Annotated in this window: 20 protein-coding genes; 8 read left to right on the plus strand and 12 right to left on the minus strand. The window is 56.2% G+C overall.

Annotation, left to right across the window (positions count from 1 at the left end):
* Nucleotides 1-16: 16 nt before the first annotated feature.
* On the minus strand, nucleotides 17-1,405 hold the full coding sequence (locus AC0JZ1_RS15305; RefSeq protein WP_471883185.1) for a leucyl aminopeptidase family protein: 1,389 nt from the start codon (nucleotides 1,403-1,405) through the stop codon (nucleotides 17-19).
* Nucleotides 1,406-1,540: 135 nt separating this feature from the next.
* Here AC0JZ1_RS15305 and AC0JZ1_RS15310 point away from each other — a divergent pair, with 135 nt between their 5' ends.
* Nucleotides 1,541-2,392 (plus strand): tetratricopeptide repeat protein, encoded by an 852-nt coding sequence (locus AC0JZ1_RS15310; protein WP_471883476.1) that lies wholly within the window; start codon nucleotides 1,541-1,543, stop codon nucleotides 2,390-2,392.
* A gap of 73 nt (nucleotides 2,393-2,465) precedes the next feature.
* On the opposite strand, the gene AC0JZ1_RS15315 is transcribed toward AC0JZ1_RS15310, so the two are convergent.
* The 9 genes from AC0JZ1_RS15315 to AC0JZ1_RS15355 all read right to left on the minus strand — a co-directional run bounded on the left by AC0JZ1_RS15315 (nucleotide 2,466) and on the right by AC0JZ1_RS15355 (nucleotide 11,269).
* Nucleotides 2,466-3,443 carry a type II secretion system F family protein gene (locus tag AC0JZ1_RS15315; RefSeq protein ID WP_471883186.1) on the minus strand — a complete coding sequence of 326 codons (978 nt, stop codon included), beginning with the start codon at nucleotides 3,441-3,443 and terminating at the stop codon, nucleotides 2,466-2,468.
* Nucleotides 3,444-3,452: 9 nt separating this feature from the next.
* A complete protein-coding gene (locus AC0JZ1_RS15320) occupies nucleotides 3,453-4,457 on the minus strand; it encodes a type II secretion system F family protein (RefSeq protein WP_471883187.1) in 1,005 nt (334 codons plus the stop codon).
* Nucleotides 4,458-4,475: 18 nt separating this feature from the next.
* A complete protein-coding gene (locus AC0JZ1_RS15325; protein WP_471883188.1) occupies nucleotides 4,476-5,984 on the minus strand; it encodes a CpaF family protein in 1,509 nt (502 codons plus the stop codon).
* Between the two features lie 31 nt (nucleotides 5,985-6,015).
* Entirely contained in the window at nucleotides 6,016-7,305 is a 1,290-nt protein-coding gene (locus AC0JZ1_RS15330; RefSeq protein ID WP_471883189.1) for an AAA family ATPase, read from the minus strand.
* An 11-nt stretch (nucleotides 7,306-7,316) separates the two neighbouring features.
* Nucleotides 7,317-7,964, minus strand: coding sequence for a CpaD family pilus assembly protein (locus tag AC0JZ1_RS15335; RefSeq protein WP_471883190.1), 648 nt, complete (start codon nucleotides 7,962-7,964; stop codon nucleotides 7,317-7,319).
* A 13-nt stretch (nucleotides 7,965-7,977) separates the two neighbouring features.
* Nucleotides 7,978-9,480, minus strand: coding sequence for a type II and III secretion system protein family protein (locus AC0JZ1_RS15340; protein ID WP_471883191.1), 1,503 nt, complete (start codon nucleotides 9,478-9,480; stop codon nucleotides 7,978-7,980).
* 79 nt (nucleotides 9,481-9,559) lie between these two features.
* A complete protein-coding gene (gene cpaB, locus AC0JZ1_RS15345; RefSeq protein WP_471883192.1) occupies nucleotides 9,560-10,378 on the minus strand; it encodes a Flp pilus assembly protein CpaB in 819 nt (272 codons plus the stop codon).
* 146 nt (nucleotides 10,379-10,524) lie between these two features.
* The gene (locus AC0JZ1_RS15350; protein WP_471883477.1) at nucleotides 10,525-11,019 is read right to left on the minus strand and encodes an A24 family peptidase; all 495 of its coding nucleotides are present in this window, start codon (nucleotides 11,017-11,019) and stop codon (nucleotides 10,525-10,527) included.
* A gap of 61 nt (nucleotides 11,020-11,080) precedes the next feature.
* Nucleotides 11,081-11,269, minus strand: coding sequence for a Flp family type IVb pilin (locus AC0JZ1_RS15355; protein ID WP_471883193.1), 189 nt, complete (start codon nucleotides 11,267-11,269; stop codon nucleotides 11,081-11,083).
* Between the two features lie 449 nt (nucleotides 11,270-11,718).
* Between AC0JZ1_RS15355 and AC0JZ1_RS15360 the strand changes: the two genes are divergently transcribed.
* The 7 genes from AC0JZ1_RS15360 to AC0JZ1_RS15390 all read left to right on the plus strand — a co-directional run bounded on the left by AC0JZ1_RS15360 (nucleotide 11,719) and on the right by AC0JZ1_RS15390 (nucleotide 17,147).
* Nucleotides 11,719-12,081, plus strand: coding sequence for a pilus assembly protein N-terminal domain-containing protein (locus AC0JZ1_RS15360; RefSeq protein ID WP_471883478.1), 363 nt, complete (start codon nucleotides 11,719-11,721; stop codon nucleotides 12,079-12,081).
* 117 nt (nucleotides 12,082-12,198) lie between these two features.
* Nucleotides 12,199-12,828 (plus strand): TadE/TadG family type IV pilus assembly protein, encoded by a 630-nt coding sequence (locus tag AC0JZ1_RS15365; RefSeq protein WP_471883194.1) that lies wholly within the window; start codon nucleotides 12,199-12,201, stop codon nucleotides 12,826-12,828.
* A complete protein-coding gene (locus tag AC0JZ1_RS15370; protein ID WP_471883195.1) occupies nucleotides 12,828-13,433 on the plus strand; it encodes a TadE/TadG family type IV pilus assembly protein in 606 nt (201 codons plus the stop codon). The genes AC0JZ1_RS15365 and AC0JZ1_RS15370 overlap by 1 nt, the downstream gene beginning before the upstream one ends.
* A gap of 141 nt (nucleotides 13,434-13,574) precedes the next feature.
* A complete protein-coding gene (locus AC0JZ1_RS15375; RefSeq protein WP_471883196.1) occupies nucleotides 13,575-14,795 on the plus strand; it encodes a phosphopentomutase in 1,221 nt (406 codons plus the stop codon).
* A complete protein-coding gene (locus AC0JZ1_RS15380) occupies nucleotides 14,792-15,805 on the plus strand; it encodes an adenosine deaminase (RefSeq protein WP_471883197.1) in 1,014 nt (337 codons plus the stop codon). Before AC0JZ1_RS15375 ends, AC0JZ1_RS15380 begins: the two co-directional genes overlap by 4 nt.
* 84 nt (nucleotides 15,806-15,889) lie before the next feature.
* Nucleotides 15,890-16,519 (plus strand): uracil phosphoribosyltransferase, encoded by a 630-nt coding sequence (gene upp / locus AC0JZ1_RS15385; RefSeq protein WP_471883198.1) that lies wholly within the window; start codon nucleotides 15,890-15,892, stop codon nucleotides 16,517-16,519.
* A 106-nt stretch (nucleotides 16,520-16,625) separates the two neighbouring features.
* On the plus strand, nucleotides 16,626-17,147 hold the full coding sequence (locus AC0JZ1_RS15390; protein WP_471883199.1) for a TIGR02281 family clan AA aspartic protease: 522 nt from the start codon (nucleotides 16,626-16,628) through the stop codon (nucleotides 17,145-17,147).
* 59 nt (nucleotides 17,148-17,206) lie between these two features.
* On the opposite strand, the gene deoA is transcribed toward AC0JZ1_RS15390, so the two are convergent.
* Together deoA and deoC are read right to left on the minus strand one after the other, a co-directional pair.
* Entirely contained in the window at nucleotides 17,207-18,514 is a 1,308-nt protein-coding gene (deoA, locus tag AC0JZ1_RS15395; protein ID WP_471883479.1) for a thymidine phosphorylase, read from the minus strand.
* 4 nt (nucleotides 18,515-18,518) lie between these two features.
* Nucleotides 18,519-19,289 carry a deoxyribose-phosphate aldolase gene (deoC, locus tag AC0JZ1_RS15400; RefSeq protein WP_471883200.1) on the minus strand — a complete coding sequence of 257 codons (771 nt, stop codon included), beginning with the start codon at nucleotides 19,287-19,289 and terminating at the stop codon, nucleotides 18,519-18,521.
* Nucleotides 19,290-19,331: the final 42 nt, after the last annotated feature.

Below are 19,331 nucleotides of genomic sequence, written 5' to 3' on the forward strand. Positions count from 1 at the left end.
TGTGCCTTTGTGAACCTCAGGAAAGCGCAGCAATATGGCGGAAAAGGGCTCGAATGGCCTGTGCTTCGCCGCCAGGTGTGGCATGTGGCTTTTCGGCTGGCGACCAGGCGTAGATGTCAAAATGCGCCCAAGGCGTTGTCTCGCCCACAAAGCGCTTCAGGAAGAGAGCTGCCGTAATCGCACCCGCCATGCCGCCTGAAGGAGCGTTGGTCAGGTCCGCCACGCGGGCGCGCACATCCTTCTCGTAGCCTTTAAAAAGCGGCAGTCTCCACAACGGATCATCCTCCGCGATGGCCGCCTCAGTCAGGCTTGCCGCTAGCGCTTCGTCATCAGTGAAGAAGGGTGGCAGATCGGGTCCGAGTGCCACCCGGGCGGCTCCGGTCAGGGTAGCCATATCGATCATCAGGTCGGGCGCATCTTCATCCGCATAGGCCAGCGCATCCGCCAGAATGAGACGGCCTTCCGCATCCGTATTATCAATCTGAACCGTAAGCCCTTTACGGCTTCGATAAATATCGCCCGGGCGGAAGGCGTTGGCGGAAATGGAGTTTTCCACCGCTGGCACCAGTACGCGCAGGTCCAGGTCCAGGCCTGCATCCATGATCATCGACGCCAGCGCCAGAACATTGGCGGCACCGCCCATATCCTTCTTCATCAGCAACATGGATGCCGGGGGTTTGATGTCCAGCCCACCGGTGTCGAAGCACACGCCCTTACCGACGAGTGTGACTTTCCGTGCACCCTTCCTGCCCCATCGCATTTCCAGAAGCCGTGGCACTTGCTCGCTGGCGCGCCCAACCGTGTGGATCAACGGAAAGTTCTGAGCCAGAAGCTCTTCGCCAATCACCCTAGACAGCACCGCCCCGTAATGCGAGGCGATGGATGAAAAGACACCATCCAGATGATCCGGCCCCATGTCATTCGTCGGGGTATTCACGAGATCGCGCGCCAGGAAGACCGCGGAGAGCGTCCGCTCCAAACCCGCAATATCAATGCCGTCAGGAAGAGAGAGGAATGCATCTGTGGTTTTCGGCGAGCGGTAGCTATCAAAGCTGTAGGTGCCAAGACCAAAGCCGAGTGCTGCCTTTTCCAGCGGTAAAGCTGCAATTTCCAGCTTCCACTGACCGGCGGGCAACTGACGAGAAAGTTTCCCGCAGATAAAGGGCTGCTCCAAGGGGTTTGCCCCCAGTCCGAAAATTGCTCCCGCAACCTTGCCGCTCTCACCCGGCACGAGCAGCAGATTGCCCGCATCGGCTTTGAAGCCAGCCGCCTTGGCCCAGGCCGTGGCTGCCTCTCCGGCTTTGCCCGCTTCCAATTCAGCAGGGGTCACCGCGTGAACGGTCAGCGCATCTGCGCTTGAAACATGAAACGGAGAAGGTCTTTCAATGAACTGGAAGGGAGCCATGGGATGCTTTCAGAAACGCGGATTTAACGAACTGTTAGGGTTAACAGATTATTGCTTGAGACAGGAAGACGCCACCCTTTCCTGCTCGTTTTTAAAGCACGGCTGGCGTCTCAGGGACCGGGGCCAACAGCCATGATGACCGCATTTTCTTCTCCTTCTGCCAGGCGCCGCCTTTGGGTGAGCGTTGCTTGTGGCCTTCTCTTGCCCCTGGCACTTGGTTCTTGCGCCACGAATCAGCAGCGCGCCGACCGAATCACCACGGGTTCGGTTCCAACCGCCTCGCTGAATTTCGGCAAGCCAGTGGAACAGATGAATGCTGCGGAACTGGCGCAGGCTGAAAAGGTCGCAGGCTCGGCCTATGACCGTAATCCGAAAGATCGCACCATCGGTCTCAACTATGCCAGCATCCTGCGCATGAACGGCAAGAACACCCAGGCACTGGCCGTGATGCAGCAGGTGGCGATTGCCAATCCCGCCGACCGCACCGTTCTGGCCGCCTTTGGCAAAGCTCAGGCAGCGGCAGGTCAATTGGAGCAGGCGCTGCAAACCATCAATCGTGCTCAGACACCCGATCGCCCTGATTGGCGCCTCTATTCCGCCGAAGGTGCCGTTCTCGATCAATTGGGCCGCTCGGATGAAGCCCGGCAGAAATACCGGATGGCGCTTGATACGCAGCCCAACGAGCCGAGCGTCATGTCCAACCTCGGTATGTCCTACGTTCTCTCCGGCGATTTGAAAACCGCCGAAACCTATTTGCGCAATGCAGCTAACCTTCCGACGGCTGATAGCCGCGTTCGGCAGAACCTTGCACTGGTGGTTGGCCTTCAGGGTCGCTTTCAGGAGGCCGAGCAGATTGCACGCCGAGAACTGAACCCTGCGCAGGCCGATGCGAATGTGGCCTATCTCCGCTCCATGATGTCGCAGCAGAATACCTGGGCAAAGCTTGCAGACAAGAAGAACGGCAAGCCAGCGACAGCCACGAACTGACCGACGGAAATCACCTCGGCAAAAAGCTCGCCACGCTTATCCGCATGGCGAGCTTTTCTTGCTTCTTGCGCCTTCAAAACCGATCTGAAACTTGAATGATTGCTGGTCCAAGAATAACGGCAATCAGTACCGGCAGGAAGAACACGATCATCGGCACTGTCAGCTTCGGCGGCAGGGCCGCCGCCTTTTTCTCCGCCTCGTTCATGCGTTCATCGCGGCCCTCCTGCGCCAGAACGCGCAGAGCTTGCGCTACGGGTGTGCCGTACCGATCCGCCTGAATGAGGGCCGTCGTTACTGCCTTGACGATGTCCAGCTGCGTGCGAATGGCGAGGTTTTCAAGAGCGACCTTGCGATCCGGCAGGAAGGAAAGCTCTGCGGTCGTGAGGACCAGTTCTTCTGCAAGTTCCGCCGATTGCTGCCCGATTTCTTCCGCGGCACGCCGCATGGCAGCCTCCAGCGAAATACCGGCTTCCACGCAAATCAACATCAGATCCAGCGCATCGGGCCATGCCCGCTTGATGGATGCCTGCCGCTTGTTGACCCTGTTGCTGACATAGATGTTCGGCGCATAAAAGCCGATATAGGCCGTCGCAATCGTAATGAGCAGGCGGATCGGCAGCGGACGCGAAGACAGGTTTCCGAGGCCGAAGATCCAAAAGGCAGCTGCGGCGAGGAACAGGAACGGCAACAGGAAGCGGCATACCAGAAATACGTTGAGCGCATTTTGGGTTCGAAGACCCGCTGCCTTCAGTTTGTTGACGGTATTTCCATCCACCAGGGCTTCACGCAGGTTAAAGCGCTCAACAATCTGGCTGGCAGACTGGTTTTTCTGCGTGCGCAGCGAGGCTTTACTGGCATCTGCATTCATGCGTGCGCGTTCACGCGAGCGGATTTGTTCGCGCTCCGTGGAAACCGCCCGCATCCGTTTGTTCAGATCGCGTCCCTCGATCATGGGAAGCACGAGCGTGTAGAAGGTCGCAAAAACGGCCAGCGCCACCAAAAGCGCAACCAGCATGGAAGGGTCAGTCAGTTTCTGGGCGAGCTCAGTCATGCGGTGCCCTCAAATATCAAAGTTGATCATCTGCCGCATGACAAAAATGCCGAACGCCATCCAGAAGCCGGCAGCCATCAGGATGAAATGCCCGCGCGGATCGGTGAAAAGCACCGAAATATATTGCGGGGATGTGAGGTAAACGAGCGTGGCCACGATAAAGGGCAGAGAGCCGATGATGACGGCAGATGCCTTTGCCTCCATCGAAAGCGCCTGAACCTTGGCTTTCATCTTGCGTCGCTCGCGCAAAACCTTGGCCAGATTGCCCAGCGCTTCAGAAAGATTACCGCCTGCCTGGCTTTGAATGGCGATGACGATGGAGAAGAAATTCACCTCCGGCAATGGCATTGTCATCATCATGCGGGCACAGGCCTCAGGCGTGCTGAGACCCACCTGCTGCGACTCCACAATTCGCCGGAACTCGCTTTTTACCGGCTCCTGCCCGTCAGAGGCGATCAGCCGCATGGCATCATTGAGCGGCAAGCCGGATTTGATGGATCGCACCATGACTTCAAGCGCGTTAGGCAACTCCTCCAGAAACTTCTGTTGGCGCCTCCGAATGAAAAAGCCGATGACCCAGCGCGGAATCCCCAGGCCCGCAACAATCGCCACACCCGCCAGAACCATCAATGGCATTTCAGCAAGCAGGCAGGCGAACACAAGGATCAAGGCAAAGACCGCGCTGAACACATAGAAGCGCGCCTGCGTGAGTGGCAGGCCGGAACGCGCAAGCCGCGCTTTCAGGCTTTGATCTCCGAATTTCTTGCTCTTTTCCTGCTGTTTCTTTTCCAGATCCTTGAGGCTGTCCTGAACGGACTTACGTCGCTTGGACAGTTCCTGCACACGGTCACGCGCAGCCTTCAATTGCGCGCCGTCGGTCACGCCGGAAGACAGGCGTGTCACACGGTTTGTCGTCTTCTTTTCCACTTCGATGCGCGAGAATAAAAGCGCATAGGCGATGCCGGACGCAGCAATTGCAACGAGGACCGCAAGGGCGATGACAGTCAGATCCATTCCCGGTCCTCTTTGCTATTAGTTGGTTTTGATTTCCATCTGATCGAGTGCGGCTGCCAGACGACGTTCCTCGTTATAGTAGCGCGCACGATCCCAGAAATTCGGCTTGGCGATACCAGTCGAGACGTGGCGGCCGATCAGACGACCAGCGGCATCTTCGCCTTCGATTTCAAAGCGAACCAGATCCTGCGTAACAATTACATCGCCTTCCATGCCAAGCACTTCAGAGATGTGGGTGATCCGGCGTGAGCCATCGCGAAGGCGAGCAGCCTGCACAATCACGTCCACTGATGTGGAAATGATCTCGCGCACTGTTTTGGAGGGTAGGCTAAAGCCACCCATGGCGATCATCGATTCCATACGCGAAAGGCATTCTCTAGGCGTATTGGCGTGGATCGTGCCCATTGAACCGTCATGGCCGGTGTTCATCGCCTGCAGCAGATCGAAGACTTCCGGTCCGCGCACTTCGCCGACGATGATGCGTTCCGGTCGCATACGAAGGCAGTTTTTGACGAGATCGCGCATAGTGATCTCGCCTTCGCCTTCAATATTCGGCGGGCGTGTTTCCAACCGCACTACATGCGGCTGCTGCAATTGCAATTCTGCTGTGTCTTCGCAGGTAATGATCCGTTCGTTTTCGTCGATGTAACGCGTCAGGCAGTTCAAAAGGGTGGTTTTACCGGACCCCGTACCGCCGGAGATGACCACATTACAACGAACGCGCCCTATGATTTGTAGAACAGCCGCACCTTCCGGCGTGATTGAACCGTACTTAACCAATTGGTCGAGCGTCAGCTTGTCTTTCTTGAACTTTCGGATCGTGAGCGCCGGCCCATCGAGCGATAGCGGTGGCGCAATAACGTTGACACGCGAACCGTCCGGCAGACGCGCATCGCAAATTGGAGATGATTCATCGACTCTGCGGCCAACCTGGCTGACAATGCGCTGGCAGATGGAAAGAAGCTGCGCATTATCGCGAAAGCGAATTTCAGATTCGATGGTCTTGCCACCGACTTCGATGAAGGTCTGCCCCGCGCCGTTCACCATGATATCGGCAATATCATCCCGCGCCAAAAGCGGTTCCAGCGGACCATAACCCAAAACGTCGTTGCAGATGTCTTCGAGCAGTTCTTCCTGCTCGGCAATCGACATCGCGAAGTTCTTGATGGTGATAATATCGTTGACGATATCGCGAATTTCCTCGCGGGCGCTTTCGCCATCCAGTTTGGCAAGCTGCGAAAGATCGATGGTATCGATCAAGGCTGAAAAAACCTGGGCCTTCGTATCGTAATAGCCATCGTCGCGCAGCGTGCGGCGCTTTTGACTGTTCGACGTTGGTGCGAGTGGAGGCGGTGAAACCGGCTGCCGTGGTCCCGACTGCGGCGGCGCGGAACCAACATCCAGGATCACATCCGGCGCGGACCGCGTCGTGACGTTACTGGAGGGTGCGGGAGTGTGCGCCGGCGCCTGGACAGGCGTCGGCGATCCCGCCTTGCCAAAACCATCATGTCCACGTTTGCCAAACATCCTGCAATCCAGTCTTTATTTTAGCGTTCACTTACTTTCGACCCAGAAGCCCCAGCACCATGCCAAGACCACCTTTCTTGGCCTTCTTCATCGAACTACGGCCTGTTACGACATGGGCGATCTGCGAGAAGATTTCGGCTGTTGGCGATTTCGCATCCATTTCGCTGATCATGCGTCCACTATTGGCTGCATTGCCGAAAAGCTGACCATCGAAAGGAATGATTGCGATTGGATCGATTTCCAGCGGCTCCAGGAAATCCGAAGGCGCAATTTCCGGCCGCTTCGGAAGTCCCACCTGGTTGAGGATGAGATGCGGTGCCCGATCGTTGGGTCGAAGCTTCTTCAGCGCATCCATCATGTTCTTGGTGTTGCGAAGATTGGCAAGATCCGGCACTGCCGTAATCACCACCTCATCCGCCTCCGCCAGTACGGTTCGCGTCCAGTCGCACCAGGCATGCGGCACATCCAGAACAGCAACCGGCGCACTTCTTTGCAGCACTTCGACCACTGGCTGGAAGGAGTGACGCTCGAAATCGTAGGGACGATCAAGAAGCGAGGGTGCAGCCAGCAGCGAGAGATGTTCAGAGCACTTGGTCAGCAAACGATCCAGAAATACTTCGTCCAGGCGGTCGGGCGCATAGACAGCTTCCGCAATTCCTTGCGCTGGGTCCTGATCGAAATCGATATTTGCGGTGCCATAGGCCAGATCGAGATCGGCCAGAATGGTCTCAGTCGAAAACAGCGAGGAAATACCGAAGGCGCAGTTATGCGCAATCGTTGACGATCCGACGCCACCCTTTGCGCCGATGAAGGCGATAGAACGGCCAAGCGGCTCAGCTTCCGGGTCCACGAAAATGGAGGCAATTGCGCCTAGCAGATCAGGCATTTTTACCGGACCGACCAGATATTCCGAAATGCCGTTACGGATCAGCTCGCGATACAGCGTAATGTCGTTGTGCTTGCCAATCAGGATAACCCGGGTCGATGGATCGCATACCTCGGCCAGCGGCGCGAGCTCACTGAGCAGGGACCGCGGCTCGGCATCCGTTTCGAGAATAAGAAGGTTCGGCGTAGGCGCAGCTGCAAACATGTTGGCCGCGGCATCCACACCACCGCTCGTCACACGCATATTTACCTTGGACATGCGGCGATCCTGTCCCAGGCGCTCCATGATCCGGTGCATGACATCGCTGTTGCAAAAGGCATGGATGGAAATTCGCGGCAGGGGGCGCATGGAGTCCAGATCCGTTGAACGTCCCTGCTCCTCCACCATTTCATCCTCGGCGGCGGACATTTTTATGTCGTACTGGATCGGAGCCATGCCCTGTCCTCTTATTTGCCTGTGGCCGCGTTGGTGCGATAGGTATTGATGACATTTGCACGCTGGGTCGCATCGATCGGTGTCTGCGCGCGCGGGCCGAGAAGATCGGTCGGATTGTCGATCTGGGCGGCCAGATTGCTCTGCGAAGCACAGCCAAAATTATACCAATTGCGATTTCCAAACGTGTTGTCGGAAAGGTCCTCCGGCCATTCGCCACACGGTCCCGCTACAGCTTTGGTCGCGACGAAAGCCAGGCGAATGGGTGCCGCATCGCCGGGGCCACCAGCTGCATATTTCGTCATGACAATGCGCTGGCTGCGAATGCCTCCGCTCTGCAAGGTCTTGCGAATATCGCCTGCCAATTGGGCAGCGGCAACCGAGTTCACTGACCCCTGCGGCACTTGCACCTGCATGAAACCAGCCGATGAGTTCCTGAAATTCTGGGCAAAGCCCTTGATCGTGTCACGCATGCCAATTGTCAGGCGTGAATCATTGGCACCCACTGGAATATCCAGCGTGGTTTGAGCGTCGGTCAAGACAATCGGATGACGCTGGCGATAATCCAAAGGCGCGTTTGCCGCCATCTGGTTACTGCCACAGCCGGAAAGAAGCGCTGCGGAGAGAAGCAAAAGAGCCGAAGCATACGGTGTGCGGATCATTCTCGTGTGCCTCTTATTTGTAAATGAAGCCGACCGCACCGTGATAGCGGCCCGTTGGGACCGGCTGCTCCTGGCGACCGTAAAGTTTGTTGACGCGGTTGAGGAAATACATGGCGGCATCGTTTTCCGGGTTGAAGTTATCATCCGGACGCGACAACTGATTTCGGGCGACAGGCCGTACCAGATATGGCGTGGCGATGATCACCAGCTCCGTTTCGTTGCGGATGAAGTCCTTACTGCGGAAAAGCGTACCGAAAACAGGAACCTTTGAAATGCCAGGGAGACCCGACATGGCCTGGCGAACATTATCCTGCACCAGACCGGCGATCACGATAGATCCGCCGGATGGCAGTTCCACCGATGTGGATGCTTCGCGCTTGCGCAGGGAAAGATAGGTGCTGCCCGGTACCCGGGGCGTGGTACCGTTGCCAGTGGTGACAGAGCCCTCATAGGTCGGCTCGGAGACGTTGGTTTCAATGTTGAGGCTGATGCGGCCAGCGGAAAGCACCACCGGCTTGAAGTTCAATTCCACGCCGTAGTTTACCGTCTGCACCGTACGCGATACTGTTGGTCTGTTCGTCGTGTCATCGACCGTGACATCCTGCTGTCCGGCAAGTCGATATTCGCCGCCGACATAGAACTTTGCCTGTTGGCCGGAAATGGCGGTCAAGCTTGGTTCTGCAAGCGTACGCATGACGCCCGCCTGTTCCATGGCGTTGACATAGGATGCAAGGCTTGTGGTGCCGATGGAACCAACCACGCCCCCGAGACCGCCGACCGCGGCAGCGGTGCCGAGATTGGTGGGATTTGCAAACGAGATGCCGCCGCTTGCGGACCTTCCATTGGTGGAGACCGACCCGTTGAAACCAAGCTGTTTGAGAACCTGCCGGCTGACTTCGGCGACGGTTACCTTGAGGGTTACCTGATCTTCGCCTTCAATGGTCAACAGGTTCACGATCTGCGATCTTTGGCGCTCTTCCGCATATATTGCCACGCCGCCATAGGTCGCACCGCCCGTGGCGGTTGAGTTGCGTGTCGTCGCCTCACCACCTTGCAGGAAGGCTTGGGCCAGCTTTTCCGCCTGTGCGGAATCCTGTGGCGTGCGCACTGTGCCTGTCAGTACGATGTTGTCCGAGACGATCTCTACCTTGATGTCCGATTCGGGAAGGAACCGGCGAAGATTTGCCTGCAAACCATCGATATCGCGTTCCACTTCCAGATCGAGGCTAACAATTTCCTCGCCACCTGGGCCGAAGATGAAGATGTTCGTTTGACCGACCGTCTTCCCGAAAAGGTAGATTCGACGGGAGGTGCGCGTTACCGCATCTGCCATGGTAGGGTCGGCCACCAGAATATCATGCGCATCCGCTGGAAGATCGACAACCAGCGCCTTGTTCAGGCCCAGCTTGAGCCGCTTGTGAACGCCTCGCCCCGCCTCGGTGATACGCACCAGATTATCCGATGCAGCGAAAGCCGGTGTCACTCTCAACAGACCCGGGGCGTCCGACAAAACCATACACAGGCTCAGGCCGGCTGCGGCAGAGGCGCGAAATGTTTTCTTCCAAGATGTCACAGCGACCGCTCCCTAAAAATTCCTAGCGCTGAACCGAACCGGTTGTGCCGCTGCTCGTGGCATTGACGATGGTTCCAGATTTAATGACCTGAACCTCGCCCTTGCCGCCACCGGCCAGCAGGTAATCAGCAAATTGAGTATCCGGCTCCTGCACATCGGCAACGGAGCGCAGTGCAAGCGTCAGTCTGTCAGCCATTTGTTGCGCAACGGCGATTACCCGCGCCTGGTCAGGCGTCAGCTCCAGTGTTGCGGTGGTTCCTATGACGGATTGCGTACCATCTTCCTTCTGCTCAATGCGCTGGTCGATGGCGAGAACACGAATATTATTGAGTACATTTTCAGTGCTGTAACCGCCCTGCTCTCTCTTGCGCACCATGATGACATCGACGCGGTCATTGGGCAGGACGAAACCACCAGCACCGGTGGCCACGGAGATTTCAGTGGCAACGGCCCGTTTGCCGCTAGGCAGAATTGAAGACATGATCCGGTTCGACGAATCAGCCACCTTCTCAGCCCGAACGGGCTCGCCATTAAACAGCGGAAGGCGCACCACTGCGCCTGTCAGTTCCTCGATTGCCTGTGGACGGGCAGCTTGCGTGATGAAGCCATCGACCACCCCCCTTTCCGGCCAGCCGATCCAGTGCAGCGATTTCTCGGTCAACCGGGCGCCCACAGGCAGGTTTTCAGCGGAAACCAGCACGTTAACCGTCGGCTCCTTGCGGATGACAGCCTCGGCTGTCTGAACGACGGTCTGTCCACCCGACAGCTTCATTGCCAACAGGCCAGCAAGACCTGCCGCGACGACGGCAACGCTGAGAATGATGATACGGGCGGGTTTCATGGCCAATCCTTGAGGAGTCGGTACGTTTGCGCCGACAATGGACTGCCAATGGTATAATTATGGTTAACGTTCACCTTACAGTGATGGTTAAGGCAAAGTTAAGAGAGGTGGATTACTGCTTTATTATCAAATGAAATACGTAAAAATCATCTCATGGAAATGAAAAGCTGTGGCAATGCCAGTAAAGCACCTGCGCTGATGGCCAAGCCATAGGGAATTTTCTTCGCGGTGGAAAGCGACGGCGGCAGCCGAATGCCGCGGTCTGTCACCAGTCTTGACATCCAGCGGATAAGAAGGACGAGCAACGTTACGATGCCGCCGCAGAATGCCACATTGACGAGAAACACGATAAGGCCCTGGCTCAATCCGAACCAGAGCGCACAAGCCGTTAAAAGCTTTGCATCTCCGCCACCCATGACGTTGAGCGCAAACAAGGCAAAGCAGGCAATGAACACGCAAAGCGCCGCGACGGCCGAGAGGCCGATCGCGGTGATATGCAGACCTGCGACAATGGCCGCAGGAAAGAAAAGTAGCCCGAGTGCCAGTGAGAGCCAGTTCGGGATCTTCATTGTCAGAAGATCGCTTACTGCAGCAACCAAAAGAAACCCAACGAAAGCTAAGAGAAAACCAGCTTCCATCAGTACCTCCCGGACTCGACCTCACACCAAGCAATTGCCGTTGAAATCCTGCCCGGCAACAAGCTTACTTCGCAGCAGCTGTCGCAGCCGTGCTCATCTTCGTCGAGATATTCTGGAAGACGTTATTAAGGTTATTACCAAGCGTAGTGGCACCGGCGATCAGAGCGACGGAAATTAGCGCTGCAATCAGGCCATATTCAATAGCCGTCGCGCCCGACTCTTCCTTCACGAAACGCGCAAAAATCTTGGACATTCGTCTCTCCTACTCCGGGGATCTGAAAACTCAGCCATGCCGACAACCATTTGTCCGCTGTTCGGTGCACCCAAATTACGAGCAGGGCATTTCCAACCGCTTAATAAAGAAGGTTAGTATAGAGTTAAGAGCTGGTTCTGAATGCTTTAGTAAACGAAGATTGAGCGAAAAGTTTAAAATGCGGACTACGCCTCGATCATGAAGCTTTCAGTTGTATAAGCGTTGGCACACAAGGCTTTTTAGGAATCTCGAATTCGACGGCCCGCGTCATAACGAGACAAAATACAGGGCCAGCACTTGTATCAATTTGGGTTTTCGCCACAAGTCGGAACATTAAGACTTCATTCACCAATAATTGTCATGCTCAGAAACAGAACACCGATTCAGAAGGCGCTTTTTCTATGCCATCCACCCTGTTGGTCCGGCTTTCCGCGATTTTGCTTCTTGCAATGCCGTTTTCTGCGACTGCACAAGAAGGCGCCGGATTGCTGCGCGTCTATATGAATCAGGCGCGAATCCTTAAACTGGATCGTCCGGTCAGCAAGGTCATCATTGGCAACGCTCAGGTTGCAGATGCAACGGTTGCCGATCCCAAAACCATCGTTCTGACAGGCCGCGCCTTCGGTGCGACAAACCTCGTGCTGCTCGATGCGGAGGGCAATGCCATTGCAGACGAGCGAATTCTCGTGTCGATCGATGAAGGCAATACGGTGCGTGTGTTCCGCCAGACGGACCGTTCCGTTCTCTCCTGCACGCCCAATTGCGAACAGCACGCTGATACCAGCCAGGCAGCCGCATCGAAGGGTCCGTGAGGTCTAATCAGAATTAGCATCAGAATGTATCGGTCTGGTGCAAATGGAATGAGTCTGGAAACGGAATCTCAACATAATCCGCCTAGCGTCCGTCTCTCTCATGGAGACTGAAAAACGATGTGCCAGGACGCCGGATCGCAATCCGTAGGTTCAGCCTCACCTGCTTCCAAGCGGGTCGGCCGCAGGATATGGCGCTCTCAGGACGGTGCCGCGGCAATCGAATTTGCCATTCTGGCTATTCCCTATTTCATGATTGTTTTTGCAATCATCGAGACCTTTGTTGCCTACACGGCGGAGCAGCTCGTCTCCAATGCCACGGAAACACTATCCAGACAGTTGCGCACCGGCCAAATCACAGTTGGTCTTGGTCGTACCACCGACAAGACCAAAGAGCAGTTTCGTCAGCTTTTCTGCGATGAAGTGTCCATTCTGATCAAATGCTCAGCGGAAGAGATCAAGACGCCCAAGCTGCTCTATCTCGATGTACGCAGCTTCAGCACCTTCGCCAACATACCAACCACTATCCCGCGGCAATCGAACGATCCCTATGCTGATATCGATCCGATTTCCTTTGGGTTTAGCCCAGGCGGGCCGAAGTCGATCAACATGATGCGCGCCTATTATCGTTGGCAGATCATGACCGATCTCATCCGCCCCTATATCACCAACATCCGTCCAAATGGCTCAATGCCGACTGATTTCCTGATCATCGGCACCTCGGCTTGGCAGAGCGAGGATTATCCGTGATGGCGCGTCACCTCACCTCAGAGCATATGGATCGCTTCACAGGCATTCTCCTGCCGGTTCGTCGCTTCCTTGTCGATAAATCGGGTATTGGCGGGGTAGAATTTGCCATTATCGCGCCCATCCTCATCGCGCTCTACATTAGCTGCTTCGAGCTGACCATTGGTTTGAGCGTGTCAAAGCGTGTCACGAAGGCAACCGGTACAGTCGCCGATCTGGTGACGCAGCAGACCAGCGTCAACAAGGCATACCTCTCCGGCATGGTGGATGTGTCGAAGGCGATTTTCGTGCCCTACAATACGAATGCTGCGAAGATTTCACTAAAGATAACTGGCATCAGCATTGATGGGGGCGGCAATCCCAAGGTGAAGTGGTCCTGGGATCAAACCGGCTCAAGGCCTTACGCTGTCGGAACAACCGTAACGGACGTGCCAGGCGACCTGAAAACCCCTAATTCCTTCCTGGTGCGCGCCGAACTTTCCGTTCCACACGAACTCTTTATGGTGTTGCCGGGCGTGCTGTCAGCCGAAACGCGATCCATCACCATCTCGCGCAGCTATTTTTACCGCCAGCGGTTGGGCGACTCAATTGACTGTGTGGATTGCTAGGCTGCACGCCTGAATACCGTCTTTCTGGAATTACGCTTTACCGGACGACCCTGCCGAATATATGAGGGAAAAGACAATTCTCTGAGAGCGAAGTTGCACCAACATTGCAACCTAGCTCCAAGTTCGTATCTGGGTAGATGAATGGCAAGAGCCTTCCTGTTCGTGTTGGATTCCTTTGGTATCGGCGGTGCGCGCGATGCAGAGCGTTATAATGACCTCGGTTCCAATACACTCGGCCATATCGCAGAATTCTGTTCAGCGGGTGCGGCGGATCGAGCGGGTGTTCGCCAGGGACCCTTGAGCCTGCCCAACATGTCCGCGCTTGGTCTCGTGCATGCAGCAAAACTCGCTACAGGCGAATTTCCGGCAGGAATGGCTGTTCCACAAAAAACCTTCGGTATTTATGGCGCAGCGGCGGAAGTCTCCAAAGGCAAAGACACGCCCTCGGGTCACTGGGAAATCGCAGGTGTGCCGGTCACGTTCGATTGGGGATATTTCTCCACAGAAGGCGATGCCTTCCCTCCAGAACTTGTCGAGGCCATATGCCAAGAGGCTGAACTTCCCGGCATTCTGGGAAATTGCCATGCATCCGGCACTGATATCATCGCCCGGCTCGGTGAGGAGCATATCCGCAGTGGCAAACCGATCTGCTACACTTCTACCGACTCCGTTTTCCAGATCGCCGCGCATGAAAGGCATTTCGGGCTCGAACGCCTTTTGAAGCTCTGTGAGATCGTCCGTCGCCTGCTGGACCCTCTGAATATCGGGCGTGTGATTGCCCGACCTTTTGTTGGTGAAACACAGCAAACATTTGAGCGCACCGGCAATCGGCGTGATTTCTCTGTTTTACCGCCGGAGCCCACCCTGCTGGATCGGTTGATTGAAGCGGAACGCAAAGTTCATGCGGTGGGTAAAGTGGGCGATATCTTTGCCCATCAAGGTGTCACCCGCGTCATCAAGGCAAATGGCAATAAAGCGCTGATGGATGCCACTTTACAGGCCATGGACGAGGCAGAGGATGGTGATCTCGTTTTTACCAACTTCGTCGATTTCGATATGATTTACGGCCACCGCCGCGATGTTGCTGGCTATGCCGCCGCATTGGAAGAATTCGATAAGCGGTTGGGTGAAGTCAGCCGCAAATTACGCCCCAACGATTTGCTCGTCATGACGGCTGACCATGGTTGCGATCCCACATGGCGGGGTACAGACCATACTCGTGAGCGGGTGCCGATCCTTGCCTTCGGGCCGGGCATTCCACCGCGATCCGTTGGCCTTCGCACCACCTTTGCCGATATCGGCGAAACGATAGCCAAACATCTGGGCGTTGCGCCTGGAAAGCACGGACGGAGCTTCCTTTGACCGCACATCTTCTAAAGGCAGAAATTCATTGCCATATCGAAGGAGCAGCCCCTCCCGCCCTCGCCCTTGCTCAGGCACGGCGTTATGGCGTTGATCCAACCAGCTTTATGCAAGGCGAAACCTATGCATGGACGAACTTCGCCGAATTCATTCAAGCTTATGATCGCGTGGCCGCCCTGTTTCGCACGCGTGAAGATTACGCTCTTCTGACCGAGAGCTACCTGACAGAACTTGCTGTCGCCAACACGATCTACAGCGAGATCATTATCTCGCCGGACCATGGCGACCGGATCGGGCTCGGCGCGGATGCTTATCTCGATGGCATATGTGAAGGCATTCATGCTGCGGAAGAAAAGCATGGCATCATCACGCGCATCATCGTGACGGGCGAACGCCACTTTGGCCCGGAAAGCGTCATCAGGGCTGCTCGCTATGCAGCCGCAAGCCGCAATCCCTTGATCACAGGCTTCAACCTGGCTGGTGAGGAGCGTATGAACAAGGTGGCAGATTATGCGCCTGCCTTCGATATTGCGCGCGATGCGGGCCTTGCCCTCACCATCCATGCGGGCGAAGTGTGCGGTGCTTTCAGTGTGCGCGATGCGCTCGATCTCGTTCGTCCGGCTCGCATCGGCCACGGCGTTCGCTGCATCGAGGACGCAGAACTCGTGCGGCGGCTGGTGGAGGAAAAGGTGGTTCTGGAAGTCTGCCCTGGCTCCAACGTTGCGCTCGGCGTTTTCCCGGATTTCACGAGCCATCCATTGCCGCAGCTTTTTGAAGCGGGCGTTCGCGTGTGCATCAACTCCGACGATCCACCCTTCTTCCGCACCTCGCTGTTGAGAGAATACGAGATCGCTGCATCGGTCATGAACTTCTCTGACGCTGACATCAACAGCATGACCCGCACGGCGCTTGAATGCGCATTCGTTGATGAGACTACACGGCAGGCCCTTCTCGCCCGTTTCGATAAAGCGGTTGAAGCGGCTGGGGATCGCGACACAAACCGCACTTGAGTGCCGCTTGAGTGCTTGCGGTATGCGCCATTTCCGTAGATGAAGAAAGCATAAGAGAAATAAGAAGAGCGAAGGCAGGTTCTCATGGACGGCGTTACAGTCATCAATCATCCGCTGGTGCAGCATAAGCTTACCATCATGCGGCGCAAGGAAACCTCGACATCGAGCTTCCGTCGCCTGCTGCGGGAAATTTCCACCCTGCTGTGCTACGAGGTCACACGTGATCTCGAACTGACGATGGAAACTATCGAAACGCCGCTGACTGAGATTCAGTCTCCCATTCTTGAAGGCAAGAAGCTGGTGTTTGCCTCTATCCTGCGAGCTGGTAACGGCTTGCTGGAAGGCATGTTGGAACTGGTGCCAGCCGCTCGCGTGGCCCATGTGGGCGTTTACCGAGATCATGAAACGCTGCAAGCGGTCGAATACTACTTCAAGGCCCCAGACGCGCTGTCGGAACGCCTGGTCATCGTGGTCGATCCCATGCTTGCCACCGGCAATTCCTCCATCGCAGCCATTGAAAAGCTGAAGGAACGGGGCGCGAAAAATATCCGCTTCCTTTGCCTGCTGGCCGCACCGGAAGGCATCAAGAACTTTCGCGAAGCCCATCCAGACGTGCCGATCTTCACGGCCTCCATCGATAGCCACCTTAACGAGAAGGGCTACATCATGCCCGGCCTCGGCGATGCCGGCGACCGCATGTACGGAACGAAGTAAGCCTTTCTTTACCCAACCGCCAAGGATGCCTGAAACTCACTGTTTCGGGCATTTTTCGTTTAGGCTTTTCGCGTCAATCTGGCTTCGAATATCGCCGGATTATTCTATGCTTCGCCCAGTTCTGTTTTTTGTTTGCATTGCCATCGTCGCCTCACAGGTACCCTACCTGATGCGATACGAAACCGCCTTGCCGAAAAGCGGATCACCGCAAAGCGTTGATACCGCGACCTCTCCTACACCCAGCCCATCAAGCAATGGCGGATCGGTTCTTCTCAGCGCCGATGCGCGTGGGCATTTCCTCGGCAGCTTCAGGCTGAACGGAAAACAAGTGGACGGTATGGTCGATACGGGTGCCAGTTCCATCGCCATCAATGAAACGACAGCGCGAAGACTTGGATTCACCGCCAACGGATTGGATTATCGCTACTCCGTCGGCACAGCCAACGGAACGACCAAGGGGGCACTCGTCAAACTGGATCGGGTCGAGATCGGCAATATCCGTGTTCGGGATGTCGATGCCATGGTGCTGAAGGATGAGGCGCTGACTGGCACCCTGATCGGTATGACCTTCCTGAAACGACTTTCATCCTTTCAGGTGGAAGGCGCATCGATGCGCCTCACGCCATAGAATATTCCCAGAAGAACTGTGCAGCGGCTTCCTGTCCGAATACGCGCTCACTCTCTTGTTCAGGCTATCTTCTTCGCAATGACGGGCCGCGCCAGCACCGGAACATCCGTCAATGTGTAGAGCGAAGCCACTCGTGCGGCTGCCCTATCGGCAGAGTCCTGGTCCGCCCCATGCACATAGGCAATTGGCTCGCCCTTCTCCACCCGCGTTCCAAGCGGAAGAATGCGATCCAGCCCGACACGGTGATCAATCTCGTCGGAGGGTCGAAGGCGTCCGCCGCCCAGTTCTACAATGGCCAAGCCTATGCCACGCGTATCGCAAGCTGAAAGATAACCGGCTTCGGGTGCCGTGACAGCCGTGATGAAGGGTGCGCGGAACATGTGGTCTTGCGGGTGGCGCACGAAATCCATAGGTCCGCCGAGCGCGTGAACCATGCGTGAGAATGTCTCCAGCGCACGGCCCGAGCTCACGGCCTTCTTCGCCTTCTCGCGGCCAGCTTCGAGACTATCTACCACACCTGCCTGCAACAGCATTTCTGCTGCGAAGGCGAGTGTAACGGTCTCAATCCGCGTGCCTTCCTTCTTGCCTTCCAGAAACTCTATGCAGTGAACAACTTCCAGCGCATTACCCGCAGCATCGGCCAGCGGTTCGTTCATATCGGTCAACATGGCAGATGCCTTGACACCAGAGCCATTGGCAACGTCAACCAATGCCTTGGCCAGCGCCTCAGCATCTTCCGGCTTCTGCATGAAAGCGCCATTGCCGAACTTCACGTCCAGTACGAGACTATCCAACCCCTCCGCCAGCTTCTTGGAGAGAATGGACGCCGTGATGAGGGGAATGGATTCCACCGTCGCCGTTACATCGCGAACGGCATAGAGACGACGGTCAGCCGGTGCCAGATTGCTTGTCTGGCCAATAATGGCGCAGCCAACATCCTTGATCGTCTTTTGCAGCATCTCGGTGCTGGGCATGATCTGGTAGCCGGGAATGGATTGCAGCTTGTCCAGCGTCCCACCCGTATGACCCAAGCCTCGACCGGAAATCATTGGCACGGCCAGACCACATGCGGCAGCGATGGGTGCGAGCATAAGGGATACATTATCCCCCACGCCGCCTGTGGAATGCTTGTCCGCCAGCGGTCTTGCCCGCTCCCATTGCAGCACATCGCCGGAATCCCGCATGGCCAGCGTCAGCGCGATGGTTTCCTCACGGCTCATGCCCTGAAAGAAGACAGCCATGGCGAAAGCTGCAACCTGACCCTCGGTAATGGTCTCTCTTGTCAGGGCAGCGATAAAGCTTCGAATTTCCTCAACGGAAAGAGTTTGTCCGTCGCGCTTGCGACGGATGATTTCCTGCGGCAGCATCATATCAATATCCGCTCGATGGAACGGATGAAGTCGTGCCCGAAAGAACAGACTGAATATCGTCCAGCAGACCGGATGCCCCGAAACGGAAGGTTGAGGGCATCAGCCAATTCGCACCCATGATCGTTTCTGCAAGCCGCAGATAGAGATCCGCATCGGCCACGGTTGAAATTCCGCCCGCAGGTTTGAAGCCCACCTTTTTGCGGCTATCGCGAATAGCTTGCAGCATGATGTCGGCTGCCTCCAGCGTCGCGTTCACTTGAACCTTGCCAGTTGAGGTCTTGATGAAATCTGCCCCTTCTGCAATGGCCAGTTCGGAAGCACGACGGATGAGCGACGCTTCCTTCAGCTCGCCAGTCTCCAAAATGACCTTCAGACAGGCCTTGGGGCAGGCAGCGCGTACGGCACGCACCATCTCGCTGACGCTCGTCTCATCACCGGCCATGAATTTCCGGTAGGGGATAACCAGATCGATCTCGTCCGCGCCATCCTCAATCGCTTTACGCGTCTCCTCGACAACCGTTTCCACGGGCAAATCGCCGCCAGGAAAATTCACGACAGTCGCGATGCGAATGGCATTGGACTTGCCCAGGATAGAACGAGCCTGCGCCACGAAACGCGGCCAGATGCAAATGGCTGCACTGTCTCCACTCGGCCCATGCGCACGTTTGCAGAGGGTCTCGATAGCAGCGGCATCGCAATCGTCACGCAGATTGGTCAGATCCAGCAGTGATAGCGCAAACGCGGCGACCTCACGCGGGCCCAGCAGTTCCATGGTGATCCCTCCCGGCTTCGTCGGAGAATTCATTCTTAACCT

It is taken from the genome of Affinirhizobium capsici, assembly GCF_977018625.1.